Raw genomic sequence first — 17,482 nt, forward strand, 5'->3', positions numbered from 1 at the left:
TATACAAGTAGGCATATTATACAAATATATTTTTCTAAATTATACACATTTGCTAATCCAATTTGAAGCTGTTATAATGATTAAAGATTAAGAACAGCTTTTTAATAAGCAAAAGCTTTCCGTTAGAAGGAGCAGTATATTATGGATAAAGCAGCATATTTCGAACAAATGCGCCGGAAACGCAGAACAGAAATCCTGGATGAAGCGCGTGAAATGATCCTGAATCAGGGAATTTCCGATTTCAATATTCAGCAGCTGGCACGTAATCTGGATATCTCCACTGTAACACTCTACAAATATTTCAAAAACAGTGACGATATCATGATCGCAATTAAAGAGCAGATCGTACATAATAATATGAATCAGGCAGATTTTCTTCCTTCATCCCTCTCAGATACGAGCGGTCTGGATTCATTTCTTCTGCTGCTTCGTAATTTTTATGCGAAAGCACTCAGCCAGAGAGATGATGTCACACTGCTTCTATTGTTTAATGTCCATATGCGCAGCAATCCTTCCGCTGAAAAGCAGGACAGTTCTTTTCAGACTTTATTTGATAAATTTGAAGATAAGATGAGGGATATGCTAGGCAGGGCCGTAGAAGATGGAAGTGTAAAGCCCGGTCTTGATATAGATGAGGCCATACAGTTCATTTCCCGTATGAATCTGTCCATGCTTAATTATATCGGGCTGTTAAGTGCAGAAGATTATGCAAAGGAAGAATCGGCGCTGCAAAAACAAATCAGCCAGCTGATCCATATGTTTTCACTTTATCTGACGGCATTATAATTTGATTTTAAGAATTTCATAATAATCTTTCGATTTCTTTAATAGTTATAACATACTTTCGTCACATTTTACTTTTATACTAGTACTCAGATAGTTGATAAACAACTATCTCCCCCCTCATAAAGTAAAGACATCTTGGGGAGACCCAAGATGTCGCACTTTACTCTCATTCCTTTAGATAACTATAATAACAACGAAGCCCTCGCAGCCGATACTGCGGGGGTTTTCGTGGTCATTACGATTTTATTTTCCCACAGATCTCATATTATCCAATAACGTTGCACTTTCATATGCCTTACCGAGAAATTCTTCTATTGATAGGTTTTCATATCCCCAGTTCATTGGTTCTAAGGCAGTCGCTCCCTTATATCCAGTCGAAGCTATTTTTCCCATAACACCCGGCCAATCAATCTTCCCATCAAACGGCAGCTGATGCTGTCCTATCTCTCCACCATTGTCATGTAAATGCAGTGCCATCAAACGATCCCCATATATTCCCGGCAAATTAACTTCGTGCTCATAATTAGCATGATGGCAGCTGTCATAGCAGAATCCTATTTTAGTGGACTTAATGGAATTCAGTACGCGTCCCACATTTTCAACATTGTTTAGATTTTCCATAGCGACATTAATATCATACTTTTCCGCTTTTTCAGCAATCCTCTTAATTCTGTCCATCCCCAATTCGTTTACAGGGAATTTGTTATCGGGCAGATGAACAACCATCGTAGGAATTTCGAATTCCGCACAGTCTTTGATGCATTGCAAATAGCAGTGTAACAAATCTATCCCGTCTAAATTATCAAGTGAAAGTTTATCCTGATTCTGGACAGGTGTGTGGATATTTTCTATAAACAGCCCTGCCTTCCTTGCAAGTTCCACACCCTCCTGATAATCGGCACCACGTCCGAAGCCGTCACTCCACCACAATAAAACTCCATCAAATCCTGCTTTTTTTATAAGTATGTATCTCTCTTTTACAGAAACATTATATCCGAACCAGTCATATATACACAGCATGTCTCATAAGCCTCCATGAACCTTCATTTGTTATCCTGTACGCATTATACATTGGCTAATATGAATGTCACTCAGTACCCGGAAACATATTCCTTTAAAATTGCGTAAAGTAAATATGCAAGCCACCCCCTCCTCGAGATGACTTGCATATTTGGGCATCTCCGGACCGTATTCCGCCGCCAGATCCTCTTTGCTATATCTTCAGGATTATTTACTAAACCTGTCTCATTTTCACGTCAAATGCTTCTTTCCGTGCATTATGATCCTGATTCTGATTTTCCGGCTTTTTCTTTTCCGTAATGCTGTTAAATTCATTTCTGTTTTCCTGACGGTTCTGCTCTTCCTGTTGTTTCTTATTCATCTGCCTGTTCACCTCTTAAACTGTATATTTTAAACGCTGTTCAAATACCCTCAAGGTACTTGCTGTAAAAAATCTACGCATATTTAGTATACACATGGCTCCGGATTCTATCCTTATTTTAATAATATAAAAAGAGAACAAACCTTTCAGTCTGTCCTCTCTCACATATCTCAATTATATCTCTTTTTAATATTACAGAATTAAGATGATATTTTACTTTCCAGCCATTCATACAGATCCTGATAGACCTGCTTTCTGTCTGTCTCATTCAGAAGTTCATGCCTGTCGCCTGAGTACAGCCGCAGTGTCACATCTTTGATTCCTGCTGCCCTATACTGCTCATATATCTTTCTTACGCCCTTTCCAAAATTCCCGACCGGATCTTCAGAACCAGCTGCAATCAAAATCGGAAGCGTCTTTGGAATCATATAGACACTCTCCTTTTTCTGCATCTGGAGCATTCCATTAAACATATGGTAATAGGCATTCACTGTAAACACAAATGAACAAAGCGGGTCGGCCACATACGCATCCAGTTTCTCGGAATCACTGGTCACCCAGTCAGCCCTCGTTCTGGCTGGCTTAAAACTTTTATTGTAGCTTCCGATTGCCATGCCGTCAATAAACTTGCTGCGATAATGCCATCCTTTGAATGCCGCCACAATCCGGCAGAGTCGCTTTCCAAAACGGAGCGTCGCCCGCTTCTGATCGGCCACAACGCCAATCACAATAGCTCCACTTAATCCGTTTCCATACATCTGTATATACTGCCGCAGCAGAGAAGATCCCATGCTGTGTCCCAGCATAAAATATGGAACATCAGGATACTTTTTCAAAGTCTTCTGACGAAGTGTGTGCATGTCACCAAGCACGCAGGCATTACCATATTTTTCATTAAAGAATCCATATTCCGTTTTACTCTGGACAGACTTCCCATGCCCCAGATGGTCGTTGCCAACCACATAATATCCCTGCCGGCACAGAAAATCCGCAAATTCATCGTAACGGTTAATATATTCAACCATTCCATGACTAAGCTGCAGAACCGCTTTTACTTCGCCTTCTGGCTTCCATTCAATTGTATGAATCTCTGTATTACCATCCTTTGATGGGAAGTAAAACTCATCTTTCATCGTTATCCTCTACCTGTCCTCTAATTTTATGTAATCACGGTAAGGTGCGAGCGGCTTATATGCCGGACGGATGATCTTATCCACATTCTTAAGCTCTTCCAGTCTGTGTGCACTCCAGCCAACAATACGCGCTGCTGCAAAAATCGGAGTATACAGTGCCGGGGGAAGATCCAGCATGCTGTAAACAAGACCGCTGTAGAAATCTACATTGGCATTAACGCCCTTGTACATCTTGCGTTTTTCGCTGATGATCTCAGGTGCCATATGCTCTACCTTTTCATAAAGCGCATATTCTTCCTCGTAACCCTTCTCTGTTGCAAGCTGCTTTACAAACTTCTTGAATATATCAGCTCTCGGGTCGGATACTGAGTAAATAGCATGGCCCATACCATAAATAAGACCCTTCTGGTCAAATGCTTTCTTATCCAGCAGGTCAGTCAGATACTGGCGAATCTGGTCTTCATCTTTCCAGTCAGTCAGTCTCTGCTTCATATCATCAAACATCTGGGTTACTTTCACATTCGCACCACCGTGCTTAGGTCCTTTCAGGGACGCCATCGCCGCGGCAATCGTTGAATATGTATCTGTTCCAGAAGATGTTACAACATGGGTTGTAAACGTAGAGTTGTTACCACCGCCGTGATCCATATGGAGCACAAGGGCCATATCCAGAATTCTAGCTTCCAGTTCCGTATATTTCCGGTCCTCACGAAGCATCATCAGAATATTCTCTGCTGTGGATAACTCCGGATAAGGCGCATAAATATACAGGTCTTCACCCCTTCTATAATTATATGCATGATATCCATAAACCATTAACATTGGAAACTGGCTGATCAGGTTCAGAGACTGACGGAGCACATTCGCTATAGAAGTATCATCCGCCTTTTCGTCGTAGGTATAAAGATTCAATATACAGCGGGAAATCATATTCATCATATCTTTGCTCGGAGCCTTCATGATAACATCCCGTACAAAATTAGGAGGAAGCATCCTGCGCTCCGCAATCATTCCCTGGAACTCATCCAGCTGCTGCTTATTCGGAAGACTGCCGAATAAAAGCAGATATGCCGTCTCTTCGAATCCCGGATGCTTCGCCTCCAGAAATCCTTTTACCAGATCTTTGATATTATAACCGCGATAATAGAGATTTCCTGCACAAGGAACTTCTTTTCCATCTACGATCTTTGTCGCACACACATCTGAGATATTCGTCAGTCCTGCCAGTACACCCTTACCATTTAAATCACGCAGGCCTCTTTTTACCTCATACTTCGTGTAAAGCTCTTTTTCAATTGCATTGTTCTCCTCACATATCCGGGCTAATTCCTCAATCTTTGGAGTGTTTTCAAAAAAGATGTTGTCAATGTCTTTAGGTACTCTTGCCATAAAACCTCTCCCTTCCTCTTATCATAATCACTTGTGTCATTTCTTTATTATACTAAAAAAGCGGGTTTTATACAATGAAATGAGTATTAAATATTTATGAACTGCCTAAAAAGAAAGAAATCTCCAAAAAGGTACAGGGCATTTCTCGTTTTGGGACACCACAAAACCCAATTTGGGACGTAGCCTTTTTACACTTTACTACGTCCCAAATAATTGCTTAATGTGGCGAATTCTTCTAGTGTCAGTGCCTCCCCCCGCACGCTTGCTCCTTTCCCCAGGCTGTCTATTGCTGCCTCTACCTGTTCTTTTGTGTAATCCAGCTCCGGCGAGTTTTTTAATCCGTTTGCCAGTGTCTTTCTCCTCTGATTGAATGATGCACGTATTATTTTAAACATCAGTTTTTCATCATCGACCTGTACCGGCGGGTTCTCGTATCTCTCCAGACGGATGACCGCTGAGCCCACTTTCGGCCTGGGCATGAAGCAGTTCGGTGGTACGTTTGCCACGATATAGGGCTTTGCATAATACTGCACGGCAAGGGACAGTGCGCCGTAATCCTTGGTCCCCGGCCCTACCTGCATACGCTCTGCTACTTCTTTCTGTACCATGACTGTAATGCTTTTTACAGGAACATGGTTCTCGAAAAGTCCCATGATGATGGGGGTCGTAATGTAGTACGGCAGGTTTGCAACCACCTTGATTGGCCTGCCCCCGTTTTCACGCTGGGCGAGTCCAGCTACATCAACTTTCAAGATATCCTCATTGAGCACTGTTACGTTCTCAAATCCCTCCAGTGTGTCCTCCAGTATAGGGATCAGTGCCTTATCGATCTCTACTGCTATGACCTTCCCGGCTGCCTGTGCAAGATACTGGGTCATTGTCCCGATTCCCGGTCCGATTTCCAGAACCATATCATCTGATGTAATCTCCGCCGAGCGGATGATCTTATCCAGCACATGTGTATCTATCAAAAAATTCTGTCCGAATTTTTTCTGAAACATAAAATTATACTTCTGCAAAACTGCAATTGTGTTCTGCGGATTGCCTAATGTCGGCTCCTTCATAAGTTCCTCCCTGCTTTTAAGCATTTTATTTCTTCCTAACCAGTATAATATATTTTACCTATCCGCACAACGTAAAATATGCTTCTCAAACGGCCGCACACAATCATGCAGACAGTCAGCACTCCAGCTCACTTATAAAAATTTCATTAAAATCCTGCAGCTGGTCATACATAATTCCGTGTCCGCTGTTCTCCAGTGTAAACAGCCTGCTTCCGCAGATTGTCTCGTGCTGGATCTGTGCCAGGTCATTTGACACCACCTCGTCCTTTGCCCCGTGGATAATTACTGTCGGAACCTTTACATAACACAGATCATCCCGGCCGTCCTCATCCCGCAGGGAAACCGCCGTCCCGATAGTCCCGACAGCAGATGCCGACATAGCAATCTCCCAGAACCAGAGCAGAATACATTTACTCTGCGGACTCGCAAAGAGCTGGTTGCTGAACGACTCCGCGAACTTCGCCCTGTCTGTCTCTATCTGGCAGATGAGTCCGTCAACGTATTCTTTTGTCAGACCGTAAGGGAATCCCGGCCGCTGTGTCCAGCATGGCGCGGCCGCGGCAAAGAGGAACAGCTTCTTCACCCCATATCCTCTGAATAAACGCATGTATCTAAGTACAATTGCCCCGCCCATCGAGAAGCCGGCCAGATTGAAGGACCATAGGCGCAGCCGCTTCACTACCTGAAAAATATCCGTGGCCATCTGGTCATAACTGTAGCCGCACCCCGGTGCATCCGACTGGCCGAAGCCCCTTAAATCCAGTGCCACAACCCGGTAGCCCCTGCGCACCAGAAGCGGAATCTGATACTCATAAATCTTATGGGACAGCGGCCATCCGTGAACCAGCAGCACGGTCTCCTTCCCGCCGCAGTTATAATCATAAACAGCTATTTTTACCCCATCCGTAGAATTCACATAAAACATAATCTCACACATCCCGGTCATATTCTTTTTAGTATATGCCGGATCAGGTTTATGGTTCCATATGGTACAGCCGTCTCGCGTTTTCCTCTGTCGTTTTCACAACCTCCTCATAAGTCACACCCTTTAAAGAGGCGATCTCCTCCGCCACATACGTCAGGTTCAGCGAAGAATTCCTTTTGCCCCTGTTCGGTACAGGCGCCAGATACGGACAGTCCGTTTCAAGTACAAGGGATTCCAACGGCGTATCCACGACCACTTCTTTTAACTTTCTGGAATTTTTAAACGTAACCACGCCTCCGATGCCAATGTAAAACCCTCTTTTCACATACTCCCTTGCCAGTTCCACCGAATAGGAAAAGCAATGGATCACTCCGTCCAGCCCCTCTGCGTGTTCCTTCATAATCTCAAATGTATCGGCGGCCGCATCTCTGCTGTGTATAATGACCGGCATTCCAAGTTCTCTTGCCAGATCAAGCTGGCGTATAAACCATGCTTTCTGGATTTCATGGCTTTCATTATCCCAGTAATAATCCAGGCCAATCTCCCCTACTGCCACAAACTTTTCTTCCTGCAAAATCCCTTTCAGACGTGAAAACTTTTCTTCATCCAATTCCCCCACATCGTCCGGATGTACGCCGGCCGCCCCGTATATGAAGGGGTACTTCCCAACAAGTGTCCGGATATCCTCCCATGACGCTACATCCGAACCGACATTCACAATCGTTCCTACGCCGCCGTCATGTACCGCCCCCAGCAGTTCGTCCCTGTCCTCATGAAACTGCTCATCATCATAATGAGCATGCGTATCAAATATCATCTGTTATGCCTCCTGTATCACTTCATTCTGTCTTAATCCACACTTAACTGCGAGCATTATACCATAAATACTAAACTCGTAAAATACCTCGTTAAGTATTTAGGTATATATCTTACTAAGCGTAATAAAAACCAAAATCCGCCCTGCGCATTTATGCAGAACGGATTTTAATTTTAACACACTACAAAACGATATCATCCACCTTCTTAAAACCATCTATCGCATAGGATTCCACAGTATTTCCCGCCACAATATAAATTTTATCCCCGGAATACACGCCCCGTCCTTCGGAGGAACTGCCCAGTTCCCTGTCAAACAGACACTTGAAACCACCTTTACCATCATAGGAGAAAAGATAATAATGCGGGCCCTGCCCGTATGCAGTAAACCCGATCAGGTTCCGGTCCGTGCTGATGAGCGCCGCCTTGTAATTGTAGGATACCGCACTGGAATAAATATCTTCCAGCACATACTTCTCTACTTCCTTCACATTGGATGGATCTGATATATCAAACATGGACAGCTTCACACCATTAGTCACCGTTCCCGTTTCATCCACGTCCATTCCGATTCCGAGCAGCAGCCCGTCCCCGTAAGGATGCAGGTAATCTGAGAATCCCGGTATCTTAAGTTCTCCCAGTATCTTAGGTTTCTTCGGGTCAGACAAATCCACGGAAAACAGCGGGTCCACCTGTTTATAAGTTACAAAATACCCTGTATCCCCCATAAATCTCGCAGAATATACCATCTCGTCTTTTGCGAGCCCGTCTATCCTGCTTAGTTCCTCCAGATTCTCATCCAGAATATACAGTGCATTGCTGTCCTTCTCTGCCGTATCACTGACCGTTCCGAAAAGTACAAGAGGAGACACGCTCCTGCCGGTTGCGCTGACCGTTGTAACCAGTCTTAAATTGCCTTCATATTCATCAATACTGAAAGAATCATTCAGAGTCCCGTCAATTCTTGTCTGCCCGACTGCCTTCAGGCTGCCGTCCTTGTAGGCTACCTTTCTGATGCAGGTCTGCGTCACAATCGAGTCCTCAGAATTATAATATCCTTCACAGACATAGATATTCTCATTGCTCACATAAACAAGGCCTGCACTTCCAAAAATGGCTTTGCTGTCGACCTTTTTATCAGGGTCTTTCAGAGAAAATGAAGCCACTACTGTATACTGGCTGCCGCGTATATACTGGGGAAGCAGGATGTTGGCGCTATCTACTGCTTTCCCGTTTATTTCAGGAATATAGGAGGAAATATCATCCCTCGCCGCCTGTACATCTGCTTGAAAATTACTGAGCATATATACATAATCCCCACTCACACGCATCGTATAAAAATTACCACTCTGTGTAATCATTCCGGCGGACTTCGGTTCCTTAGGGTTGCTCACATCGTAAGTCTCCGCGACCGTATATTGTTTATACATTCCGCCATACCCGTTCTCACCATCTTCATACTCCGACCGCGTATAGACAACGACCAGCTTATCATCCTTCACATAAAGTTCAGAAACAAAACAGTCATCTTCCATCCTGATGGCTCCAAGATCTTCCATCTCTTCGCCCTCTATATCTACAATCTGAATCTTCTGTCCGTTCAGAATATAGAGTCGGCTGCCATCGGTCTTGACAATATCTCCTTCACCGACACCTTCCTGCCTCACATTCGTATCGGAATAGGCTGATGCCTGATCTGCCGCAGAAACACTCTTCTCCGCCGACCCGGCCGCCGTATTGGCAGAGTCTTCCATCGCGCCGCCATCTACCCTGCTCTCGGGCATGGCAGAACCGGTGTTTCCGTAGCCCCCGTACAGTTTATCCTGATTTTTTTTCTCCGCCTTAATATACTTATATATCTGGTCATAATCTTCTGCCGATGCAATGGTTTTGTCCACGGATGCCCCTCCGCTGTCAGCGGAAGATTTCCTGCCGGCAGAATCTGCCGTTTCCGACAGTTCCCCGTTGTTCTTTGTCAGCATTCCGTTTCCTGCAACTGCAATGCCAATCACGAGAACACAGCAGGCTGCCGCCGCACAGACGGTATAAAGTGGTTTCCATTTTTTCTTCTTCACTGTCTTTTGTTCCAGCATTTTTTCAATATTCTCAGGCTTCAGGGAATCCGGTACCTCTACCTCGTTTGTCTTCGCCTTTAATTCTTCTTCAAATTGTTCCTGTTCAAAACTCATTTATAACACCCCTTTCTACTCCAGAACCCGCCGCATCTTTTCCAGTGCACGGGTCTTCTTCGATCGGACGGTGGCCGCCTTCTGGTCCAGCATGCCGCCTATCTCATCACTCTGGTAGCCCCCGAACACAGAAAACGCCACTATCATACGTTCCTCTTCACTCAAAAGCAGAAATGCTTCCCGTACATCATGAGCTTTCGCATAATCCTTTTCTTCGTCCGGTATATCCGTCTCCAGCTCCGCTGTCTGCTTTGTATCCCGGAACTTTTTTCTGCACTGGTTGCTTAAAATCTTAAAAATCCATCCCCGGAAGGATTCCTCTTTCTTCAGGCCGCCAATGTTCTCATAGGCCGCCATGACAGCCTCACTGACTGCATCCTCAGCATCCTGAGGATGCTTTAACGTGTACAATGCAAACTTGTATAATTCCACATGGATTCTGGCATACAGCTCCGAAAATGCCTTCACATCCCCTTTTCGGGAACGCCTGATCAGTTCCAGCTCTGAGCCCTGCTCATAATCATACATCTGCACCCCTCCTCTCTCGTTTCGCGAAACCTTTACATTCATGAATGAAAACGAAACAGCATCTCATGCTTCGTTCCTGTATATAAGAGTAAAAAGCAAGTCGTTTTGTTGCACAAAAACAAAAAATATTTTTCAGGCAGAAAAGAAACGCACCGGTTACCCGATGCGTTCTTATTATCCCCTGTAATAGTTAATCAGACATCCCTTTAAGATGATCTCGCGTTCCACATCTGTCAGTTCCCCGAGATGGAAACTAATCTCCTTCAGGCCGTCACCGACCACATATGCCTTGATCGTATCCACTTTCTCTTCCACCGCTTTTCTCACATCCGGAACGAAGATGTAATCTCCGTTGCTAAATGAAAGATGTTCATGGTCCTCATCTGTAAGGAATGGAAGCATGCCCCAGTTAATCAGGTTGGAGCGATAACGTTTCGTTGCATATTCATTTGCGATATTCGCCCAGCCCCCGAGTACCTTCTGGCAGGATGCAGCCTGCTCACGCGCAGAACCGTCTCCCGGCTTCACTGCAAAAATAGTGCTGCCGACTCCGATATTGCCTCTTCCGACTTCTGGATAAACCTCCTGGATCTTCGCCATTACCGGCTTCAGCTCTTCAAGCGCATCCAGAGGGCATGTATCTGCCTCAATTGCTTTCTGTGCAGCCTGTACTTCTTTCGCACGTCCGACATAAGCCGGGTCTTTTCTGGAAAGTGCAAATTCAGCGAGCCCAAGCGGGTTGGAGCGGTAAGAGGAAGTCTCACCGGACGGGATCAGTTCGTCTGTCGTCGTAACCGGGTCATGAATCTCTGATACCACCTTTAAGATCAGGTTCTCAGGCAGGGCAGCCATAGCAGGCCAGTCCTTGATATTCGGTCCGAATTTGATCTCAACACTCGGATCAGCAACACCCTTGCTGTCAAATACACGGTTCTCGTAGATACTCTTATCAAAATGATACTTCTGTCCTGTATATTCCACATCCACTGCCGTTGCAGGTGTCAGGAATCCCTTGTTCGCTGCCGTAGCCGCAATCGAACGTGCATCCATCAATGCAACGGAAGAAATCTGTCCGTTCTGGAGCTTGGAACCTTCACGGTTCGGGAAGTTTCTCGTTGAATGGCGGATAGAGAATGCATTGTTGGCCGGAGTGTCTCCCGCTCCGAAGCAAGGTCCACAGAAAGCAGTCTTCACAATCGTTCCTGCTGCCATCAGGTCAGCAACCGCACCGTTCTTTACAAGTTCCATATAAATCGGCGTACTTGCCGGGTAAACACTGAATGTAAATTCATCGTGTCCGATATTTTTACCCTTGATAATGTCTGCCGCAGCACAGATATTTTCAAATCCGCCTCCCGCACATCCTGCAATAATTCCCTGTTCCACGTAGAACTTTCCGTTCACAATCTTATCCTGCAGAGAATAATCCACTGCCCCGTCGAGACTCACAAGTGCCTTCTTCTCAACATCATGTAAAATATCTTCGAGGTTCTCATTCAGCTCGTCAATTGTATAAACGTTACTCGGGTGGAATGGCATCGCGATCATAGGTTTAATCTCGCTCATATTTACATAAACCATTCCATCATAATAGGTAACTGCTCCCGGGTTAAGTTCTTTGTATTCTTCGCTTCTGCCGTGGATATCGTAGAACTCCTGAATCTTCTCATCTGTCCTCCAGATGGAAGAAAGACAGGTTGTCTCTGTCGTCATAACATCAATGCCAATTCTGAAATCAGCACTTAGCTTGCTGACGCCCGGTCCTACAAATTCCATTACTTTATTATTAACATAGCCGTTTCCAAATGTAGCGCCGATAATCGCAAGAGCCACATCCTGAGGGCCGACGCCCTTCATCGGTTCTCCATCAAGGTAAATACCGATCACGCCCGGCATTTTGATATCGTAGGTCTTATTCAGCAGCTGCTTCACAAGCTCCGGACCGCCTTCTCCCATAGCCATCGTTCCAAGTGCACCATAACGTGTGTGGCTATCTGAACCAAGGATCATCTTTCCGCCGCCTGCAAGCATCTCGCGTGCAAACTGGTGGATAACTGCCTGATGAGGCGGAACATAGACGCCGCCGTACTTTTTCGCACAGGTCAGTCCAAACATATGGTCATCCTCATTGATCGTACCACCTACCGCGCATAAACTATTGTGGCAGTTCGTCAGCACGTAAGGAACTGGGAACTTCTCGAGTCCTGAAGCCCTTGCCGTCTGGATGATCCCGACAAATGTAATATCGTGGGATGTCAGCTTGTCAAATTTAATCTGAAGATGCTCCATATCCGGTGACGTGTTGTGAGCATTAAGGATTCCGTACGCAATTGTATGTTTCGCTGCCTCTTCCTTCGTGGAAGGAACCTGTACATTGCCGGTATCTTCAACGATCTCGGCTCCGTTTAACAGATAGACACCATTCTCATATAGTTTTATCATGAAATAACCTCCTAAAACTTTTCTGTGTTAAATCGTTACTGTTTATCATTTTAGCATGATAAAGGAGGGATGTAAATAAGCGACTGTGCAAAAAGGTGAGGTAAAAAGTAATGGAAACAGCAGAAAAGCCCGGAAACAAAAAGTTCCGGGCCCCGCCAGATACATTCCGTACCTGACTATGCTTCTCTTAAAATTCTAACTACTTCCAGATCTGTCTCACCGATGGATATGATATCTTCCTTCTGGATCAGGATCGGCTTCTGAATCTTCTTACCGTTCAGATATGTGTGGTTCTTTGATCCCTCATCCCTTAAGTACAGCTTGTCTTTACTTCTCACGATAGAACAGTGGACCTTGGAAATCTTCTTGTCATCAGGCAGCGGAAGGAACTCCTCGAACGCCACTTCCTTCGTAGTTCTTCCGATTCCAAAGCTGTCATAGAAAATGAAATCGTAGCGTTCCTGTGTATCTACGTTCTCAAGGATGAGTTTCCAGCGTTTCTTCTTAGGAGCAGGAGCCGGTTCCTCTTCCACAGCCTTCTTCCTGCGTTTCTTTGCAGGACGCTCGTCGTAATCCTCTTCATCCTCATCTTCATCATCTATCTCTTCATCAAGCTCATAACTCTTATATACTTTTCGTTCCTTAACAATCGTCACAATCGTGGCAATGATGGTGACTAAAATTAAAACTGCCAGGACTATCAGAATAATCCAGTACATCATTTGTCAATCAACTCCTTCAAGAGTTTATAGTACTATATTTTTGCTGTTCAGGCAAGTAAATCTAGACTTTTTTAATCCTCATACTCACATATATATCCCAGTTTCCCTGAATACGCCGGCTCTGCCGCAAGCATATCATCCGGGACGTCATTCCAGACAAACCGTTTCTCTCCGTCATAGAAAAACAGGTCCATATACCTCTCTTCCAGATTTCCGTCCTGAAAACTTGGCTCGCCGCCCATCCATTCATCAGAGCACCAGCTGTCGTCTGAATTTAATTTTTCACCAAACAGCTTATTATCCTGATTCACCCAGTAGTAGTCCTGAGACTGGTTATCACGCCTTCCGCCGAGTTTGAAATAAATATCCGTCATCTTCTGCCGGCTGATTTCCTTTCTGATCGTCTCATACTCTTTCGAACTATTGATCCGGACAAGGTAGCCGCCCCTGTTCAGGCAGTCCTGAAACGCCTCCTGCCATGTACAGTCACTGATAATATACTCATATCTGTGTATGCCTGTGTCGTCTGCCGGTACAGAAGCGTCGTATGTACTTCCCTGATTTTGGGACTGACTGCTGTTATCTGCATTGTCTTTATTCTGGGAGGAGTCCTGACTGTTATCCCCGCTGCCGGAATCCTTATCATCCTTGGAATCATTCGTTTCCGGCTTATCCGCTTCCGGCTTCTTATCATCCTCTTTCTCTGCACCGTCCCCCTTGACCTGACTGCTGTCATTCAAATCCGTATCTTTCAATTTCGTCTCTTCCGTCGTCTGCGCCTTTTTATTTGAAATATAAGTGCCGGCCCCTATTCCGGCTCCGATACCCACAATAAAGGTCAGGCAGATAATCACAATAATTACAATCTTCAGATTCCTGTTGTTCCTCGGTTTTTTCATCCCCTTGCGCCTCCTATTAATTATTTATCCACATTGTAGCATACTTTTCAACATATTAACATGGAAAATGCCGCCGGGGGACTGACTGAAATATAAACGGTGCAAAAAAGAACAGAGACCTCTGATTCTAAGGCCTCTGTCCTACTAGAACTTCCTACATATTTTTTCCAGTTAACATTTATTCTACACTTTTATTCAATTATAATCTCTTTAATAACTTTTCTCTTTCTTCTTCAAATCCTGGTTTACCCAGAAGTGCAAACATGTTCTTCTTATAGCTCTCCACGCCTGGCTGATTAAATGGATTCACGCCGAGTAAATATCCACTAACGCCGCATGCGAACTCAAAGAAATAGAACAACTGTCCCAGATAAAATTCATTCTGCTCCGGAATCGTCACCATCAGGTTCGGTACATTACCGTCTGTATGGGCAAGAATTGTTCCGTTCATTGCACTCTTATTTATAAAATCTACGGTCTTGCCTTTCAGGTAATTCAATCCGTCAAGGTCAACCGGTTCTTCATTGATCATAATCTCTGCCGGCGATTCCTCTACATTCAGAACCGTCTCAAACATAATTCTGCTTCCGTCCTGAATGAACTGTCCCATAGAGTGCAGATCGGTCGTCAAATCTACTGATGCCGGGAGGATACCCCGCTGGTCTTTACCTTCGCTCTCTCCATACAACTGTTTCCACCATTCAGATACATAATGCAGGCTTGGCTCATAATTGGCTACAATCTCAACCGCCTTGCCTTTTCTAAGCAGGATATTGCGGGCTGCTGCATACTGCAGTGCTCCGTTCTCTGCAAAATCATTCTCCAGCGCTTCTTTTCTTCCTGCCGCTGCACCTTCCATCAGCTTCGTGATGTCTGCACCGCTGACTGCAATCGGAAGAAGCCCTACTGCCGTAAGTACGGAAAAACGTCCGCCAACATCATCCGGTACTACGAAAGTCTCGTATCCTTCTTCTGTAGCAAGGTTCTTCAAAGCTCCTCTGGATTTATCGGTCGTAGCATAGATTCTCTTTGCTGCTCCCTCTTTTCCATATTTCTTTTCCAAGATTTCTTTAAATACACGGAAGGCAATGGCTGGCTCTGTTGTCGTACCAGATTTGGAAATCATGTTAATGGAAAAATCTCTGTCGCCTACTACATCCATCAGGTCTTTTATGTACTTGCTGCTGATGCTGTTCCCCACATAATAAACTTCCGGGGACTTTCTGACGTCTTTGGAAACGACATTGGCAAATGAATGTCCAAGGAATTCAATTGCAGCTCTTGCTCCCAGATAAGAGCCGCCGATTCCGATAACCAACAATACTTCCGAATCCTCGCGGATCTGCTCTGCTGCCTTCTGGATACGCGCGAATTCTTCTTTATCATAATCAACCGGAAGGTCGATCCATCCAAGGAAATCATTTCCCGCTCCTGTCTTTGCAACCAGCTTGTCCTTCGCCTGTGCAACCAGTTCGCTCATATATTCCATCTCATGTTCCTGAATAAAACTACTTGCTTTCGAATAATCAAATGTAACTTTATTAGCCATTGTTCATCCTTCCTCTCTAATCGTTTTTACAAGCTAATTCTATCAAATATGCTATGCTTTATCAAGCTAAAAACTCCTCTAATATTTGACGAATTGCCTCCTCTTTTAGTGCAGGCTGCTCATCCTCCTCCATTTTTTCCTTTACTGTACGTCTGATCACCTGTCTTGCGGCCTCGCCTTTTTCTGCCCTGCGCGGCTCACCCTCTATATTAATGGGCAATTCCTGTTCCTCACGCTGGACGGCTGCCCTTGTTGCCCCAACGCTCTCCGGACTGATTACATCTATGTTTTCCTTTTCCGTCTGTTTCACCTTCTTGTAGCGGTGTGCACAGACATTTTCAAGGTAATCTACCATATAATTCTTTGCTGCACTAATTTTATAAGGTTCGTCTGATAACTGTCTTATCACAAACAATGCGATCATTTCCGCTGCCCCTGCAGCCAGATACTGGAACATTCCCTCGCAGAACCCGTGTGCCAGATAATGTCCTCCTGCTCCTAATATAGCTAAAATTCCTGAAAACCAGATCGCCTGTGCCTCTATCTGCCTCCATGTATGTACCCGTAAAATAAATCCTCTGTATTCATATATGTACTTCTCCACAAATGCCCCTACATTATCTACTGCATCATGTATCATGCATGCGTGCTCATACTTGGCGCGCACCAGTTTCATCAGTTTGTGTGTGCTCTTCTGCATATTGCCTGCCGCTTTTACCATTCGGCGAAGGGTGAGCTGGTTCACTATTTTTGCCAGTACCCCGATGATGCCTACCGCAATCATTAAATAGAAAATAATGTTTGTGTCGGCTGCTACGTTTTTAAACATAATAAGACCTCCTGTTTTATATGGTTGTGACACAACTACCATTTGTTTGGTGTGAGCCTATTATATCTCAACTTTTCGGGACTTGCCTTAAAAAGCGTTCTACATAATTCGCCACAGCAGCATAATTTCAGCTTAAAACAGGAATATCTCAGACTTAAGAAACATAGAATAAAATAATAGCATCGATCCTTCAATTTAACAAAATAATTCAAATCACATCTTCCTTTTCCCCTTAAGAAAACTCCTGTCATTTTATCGGAAAATGGCTCGAAAATTGACACACGAAATAGGTCTGGTATTTTTATTTTCATTTTGCTATAATACCAATAGCTTATTACTATAGGTGTTTCTGGCTTATGACTGCACTGTCACACAGACGGGAAATGAATCTGCCAGTGCGCTGACACCAGATTAATCAGCTGAAATATTCCGAAAAAGGAGGTAATTACAATGCAGTACAAAACACAGGGCGTCTGTTCACAGATGATAAACTTCGATATAGAAGACAACAAAGTCAAAAATGTGGCCTTCACCGGAGGGTGCAATGGAAATCTTCAAGGAATCTCACGTCTCATCGAAGGCATGGACGTAGACGAAGCAATTTCAAAGATAGAAGGGATTCAGTGCGGTTTCAAAAAAACATCCTGCCCCGACCAGTTAGCAAAAGCATTAAAAAAAGCAACCGGAAAATAATCCGATTGCTTTCTTTTTGTAATATCAATCTCCATGTGCCTACTCATTCTTGAGTGCCCCTCTTTGAGGAATTGAAGCAGTTGTCAGGTGAAATACATATAAAAAAATTTGTGGTGTTTTCTCGGTACAGGTCTTTT

At 44.4% G+C, this 17,482-nt stretch carries 16 protein-coding genes; 2 read left to right on the plus strand and 14 right to left on the minus strand.

The features are described from left to right. The first annotated feature begins 141 nt into the window (after positions 1 to 141). The gene (locus DWX43_RS24550) at positions 142 to 786 is read left to right on the plus strand and encodes a TetR/AcrR family transcriptional regulator (protein ID WP_118622516.1); all 645 of its coding nucleotides are present in this window, start codon (positions 142 to 144) and stop codon (positions 784 to 786) included. A 243-nt stretch (positions 787 to 1,029) separates the two neighbouring features. On the opposite strand, the gene DWX43_RS24555 is transcribed toward DWX43_RS24550, so the two are convergent. The 14 genes from DWX43_RS24555 to DWX43_RS24615 all read right to left on the minus strand — a co-directional run bounded on the left by DWX43_RS24555 (position 1,030) and on the right by DWX43_RS24615 (position 16,652). Then, entirely contained in the window at positions 1,030 to 1,806 is a 777-nt protein-coding gene (locus DWX43_RS24555; RefSeq protein ID WP_118622518.1) for a sugar phosphate isomerase/epimerase family protein, read from the minus strand. Between the two features lie 214 nt (positions 1,807 to 2,020). Continuing rightward, positions 2,021 to 2,167: a hypothetical protein gene (locus DWX43_RS27130; protein ID WP_182440815.1), complete on the minus strand. Its 147-nt coding sequence runs from the start codon at positions 2,165 to 2,167 to the stop codon at positions 2,021 to 2,023. A 200-nt stretch (positions 2,168 to 2,367) separates the two neighbouring features. Next, complete coding sequence (locus DWX43_RS24560) at positions 2,368 to 3,300, minus strand: alpha/beta hydrolase (RefSeq protein ID WP_109730834.1); 933 nt, start codon at positions 3,298 to 3,300, stop codon at positions 2,368 to 2,370. A gap of 9 nt (positions 3,301 to 3,309) precedes the next feature. Further along, positions 3,310 to 4,689: a citrate/2-methylcitrate synthase gene (locus DWX43_RS24565; RefSeq protein ID WP_118622520.1), complete on the minus strand. Its 1,380-nt coding sequence runs from the start codon at positions 4,687 to 4,689 to the stop codon at positions 3,310 to 3,312. Positions 4,690 to 4,877: 188 nt separating this feature from the next. After that, positions 4,878 to 5,777 carry a 16S rRNA (adenine(1518)-N(6)/adenine(1519)-N(6))-dimethyltransferase RsmA gene (rsmA, locus tag DWX43_RS24570; protein WP_330582319.1) on the minus strand — a complete coding sequence of 300 codons (900 nt, stop codon included), beginning with the start codon at positions 5,775 to 5,777 and terminating at the stop codon, positions 4,878 to 4,880. Between the two features lie 91 nt (positions 5,778 to 5,868). Next, positions 5,869 to 6,678, minus strand: a complete 810-nt coding sequence (locus DWX43_RS24575) for an alpha/beta hydrolase (protein ID WP_109730836.1) — start codon at positions 6,676 to 6,678, stop codon at positions 5,869 to 5,871. 49 nt (positions 6,679 to 6,727) lie between these two features. Further along, entirely contained in the window at positions 6,728 to 7,495 is a 768-nt protein-coding gene (locus DWX43_RS24580; protein WP_109730837.1) for a TatD family hydrolase, read from the minus strand. A gap of 181 nt (positions 7,496 to 7,676) precedes the next feature. Next, the gene (locus DWX43_RS24585) at positions 7,677 to 9,683 is read right to left on the minus strand and encodes a beta-propeller domain-containing protein (RefSeq protein WP_118622522.1); all 2,007 of its coding nucleotides are present in this window, start codon (positions 9,681 to 9,683) and stop codon (positions 7,677 to 7,679) included. Between the two features lie 15 nt (positions 9,684 to 9,698). After that, a complete protein-coding gene (locus tag DWX43_RS24590) occupies positions 9,699 to 10,211 on the minus strand; it encodes an RNA polymerase sigma factor (protein WP_109730839.1) in 513 nt (170 codons plus the stop codon). Between the two features lie 174 nt (positions 10,212 to 10,385). Further along, entirely contained in the window at positions 10,386 to 12,653 is a 2,268-nt protein-coding gene (locus DWX43_RS24595) for a hydratase (protein WP_118622524.1), read from the minus strand. Between the two features lie 176 nt (positions 12,654 to 12,829). Further along, positions 12,830 to 13,375: an FHA domain-containing protein gene (locus DWX43_RS24600; protein WP_109733350.1), complete on the minus strand. Its 546-nt coding sequence runs from the start codon at positions 13,373 to 13,375 to the stop codon at positions 12,830 to 12,832. 71 nt (positions 13,376 to 13,446) lie between these two features. Further along, positions 13,447 to 14,274: a C-type lectin domain-containing protein gene (locus DWX43_RS24605; protein ID WP_118622543.1), complete on the minus strand. Its 828-nt coding sequence runs from the start codon at positions 14,272 to 14,274 to the stop codon at positions 13,447 to 13,449. A 199-nt stretch (positions 14,275 to 14,473) separates the two neighbouring features. Continuing rightward, the gene (locus DWX43_RS24610; protein WP_109733348.1) at positions 14,474 to 15,823 is read right to left on the minus strand and encodes a glucose-6-phosphate isomerase; all 1,350 of its coding nucleotides are present in this window, start codon (positions 15,821 to 15,823) and stop codon (positions 14,474 to 14,476) included. A gap of 61 nt (positions 15,824 to 15,884) precedes the next feature. Continuing rightward, on the minus strand, positions 15,885 to 16,652 hold the full coding sequence (locus tag DWX43_RS24615; protein WP_109733347.1) for a hypothetical protein: 768 nt from the start codon (positions 16,650 to 16,652) through the stop codon (positions 15,885 to 15,887). Between the two features lie 450 nt (positions 16,653 to 17,102). Between DWX43_RS24615 and DWX43_RS24620 the strand changes: the two genes are divergently transcribed. Continuing rightward, positions 17,103 to 17,345, plus strand: a complete 243-nt coding sequence (locus DWX43_RS24620) for a TIGR03905 family TSCPD domain-containing protein (protein ID WP_109733346.1) — start codon at positions 17,103 to 17,105, stop codon at positions 17,343 to 17,345. Positions 17,346 to 17,482: the final 137 nt, after the last annotated feature.

The organism is Clostridium sp. AF19-22AC, from assembly GCF_003479085.1.
Taxonomy (GTDB): domain Bacteria; phylum Bacillota; class Clostridia; order Lachnospirales; family Lachnospiraceae; genus Faecalicatena_A; species Faecalicatena_A orotica.

Bases quoted from the DNA above. Each gene is read 5' to 3' on its own strand.
- DWX43_RS24590 (WP_109730839.1), bottom strand. From the start codon at position 10,211: ATGTATGATTATGAGCAGGGCTCAGAGCTGGAACTGATCAGGCGTTCC.
- DWX43_RS24565 (WP_118622520.1), bottom strand. From the start codon at position 4,689: ATGGCAAGAGTACCTAAAGACATTGACAACATCTTTTTTGAAAACACT.
- DWX43_RS24615 (WP_109733347.1), bottom strand. From the start codon at position 16,652: ATGTTTAAAAACGTAGCAGCCGACACAAACATTATTTTCTATTTAATG.
- DWX43_RS24575 (WP_109730836.1), bottom strand. From the start codon at position 6,678: ATGTTTTATGTGAATTCTACGGATGGGGTAAAAATAGCTGTTTATGAT.
- DWX43_RS24620 (WP_109733346.1), top strand. From the start codon at position 17,103: ATGCAGTACAAAACACAGGGCGTCTGTTCACAGATGATAAACTTCGAT.
- DWX43_RS24555 (WP_118622518.1), bottom strand. From the start codon at position 1,806: ATGCTGTGTATATATGACTGGTTCGGATATAATGTTTCTGTAAAAGAG.
- DWX43_RS24595 (WP_118622524.1), bottom strand. From the start codon at position 12,653: ATGATAAAACTATATGAGAATGGTGTCTATCTGTTAAACGGAGCCGAG.
- DWX43_RS24610 (WP_109733348.1), bottom strand. From the start codon at position 15,823: ATGGCTAATAAAGTTACATTTGATTATTCGAAAGCAAGTAGTTTTATT.
- DWX43_RS24605 (WP_118622543.1), bottom strand. From the start codon at position 14,274: ATGAAAAAACCGAGGAACAACAGGAATCTGAAGATTGTAATTATTGTG.
- DWX43_RS24550 (WP_118622516.1), top strand. From the start codon at position 142: ATGGATAAAGCAGCATATTTCGAACAAATGCGCCGGAAACGCAGAACA.
- DWX43_RS24580 (WP_109730837.1), bottom strand. From the start codon at position 7,495: ATGATATTTGATACGCATGCTCATTATGATGATGAGCAGTTTCATGAG.
- DWX43_RS24600 (WP_109733350.1), bottom strand. From the start codon at position 13,375: ATGATGTACTGGATTATTCTGATAGTCCTGGCAGTTTTAATTTTAGTC.
- rsmA (WP_330582319.1), bottom strand. From the start codon at position 5,777: ATGCTTAAAAGCAGGGAGGAACTTATGAAGGAGCCGACATTAGGCAAT.
- DWX43_RS24585 (WP_118622522.1), bottom strand. From the start codon at position 9,683: ATGAGTTTTGAACAGGAACAATTTGAAGAAGAATTAAAGGCGAAGACA.
- DWX43_RS27130 (WP_182440815.1), bottom strand. From the start codon at position 2,167: ATGAATAAGAAACAACAGGAAGAGCAGAACCGTCAGGAAAACAGAAAT.
- DWX43_RS24560 (WP_109730834.1), bottom strand. From the start codon at position 3,300: ATGAAAGATGAGTTTTACTTCCCATCAAAGGATGGTAATACAGAGATT.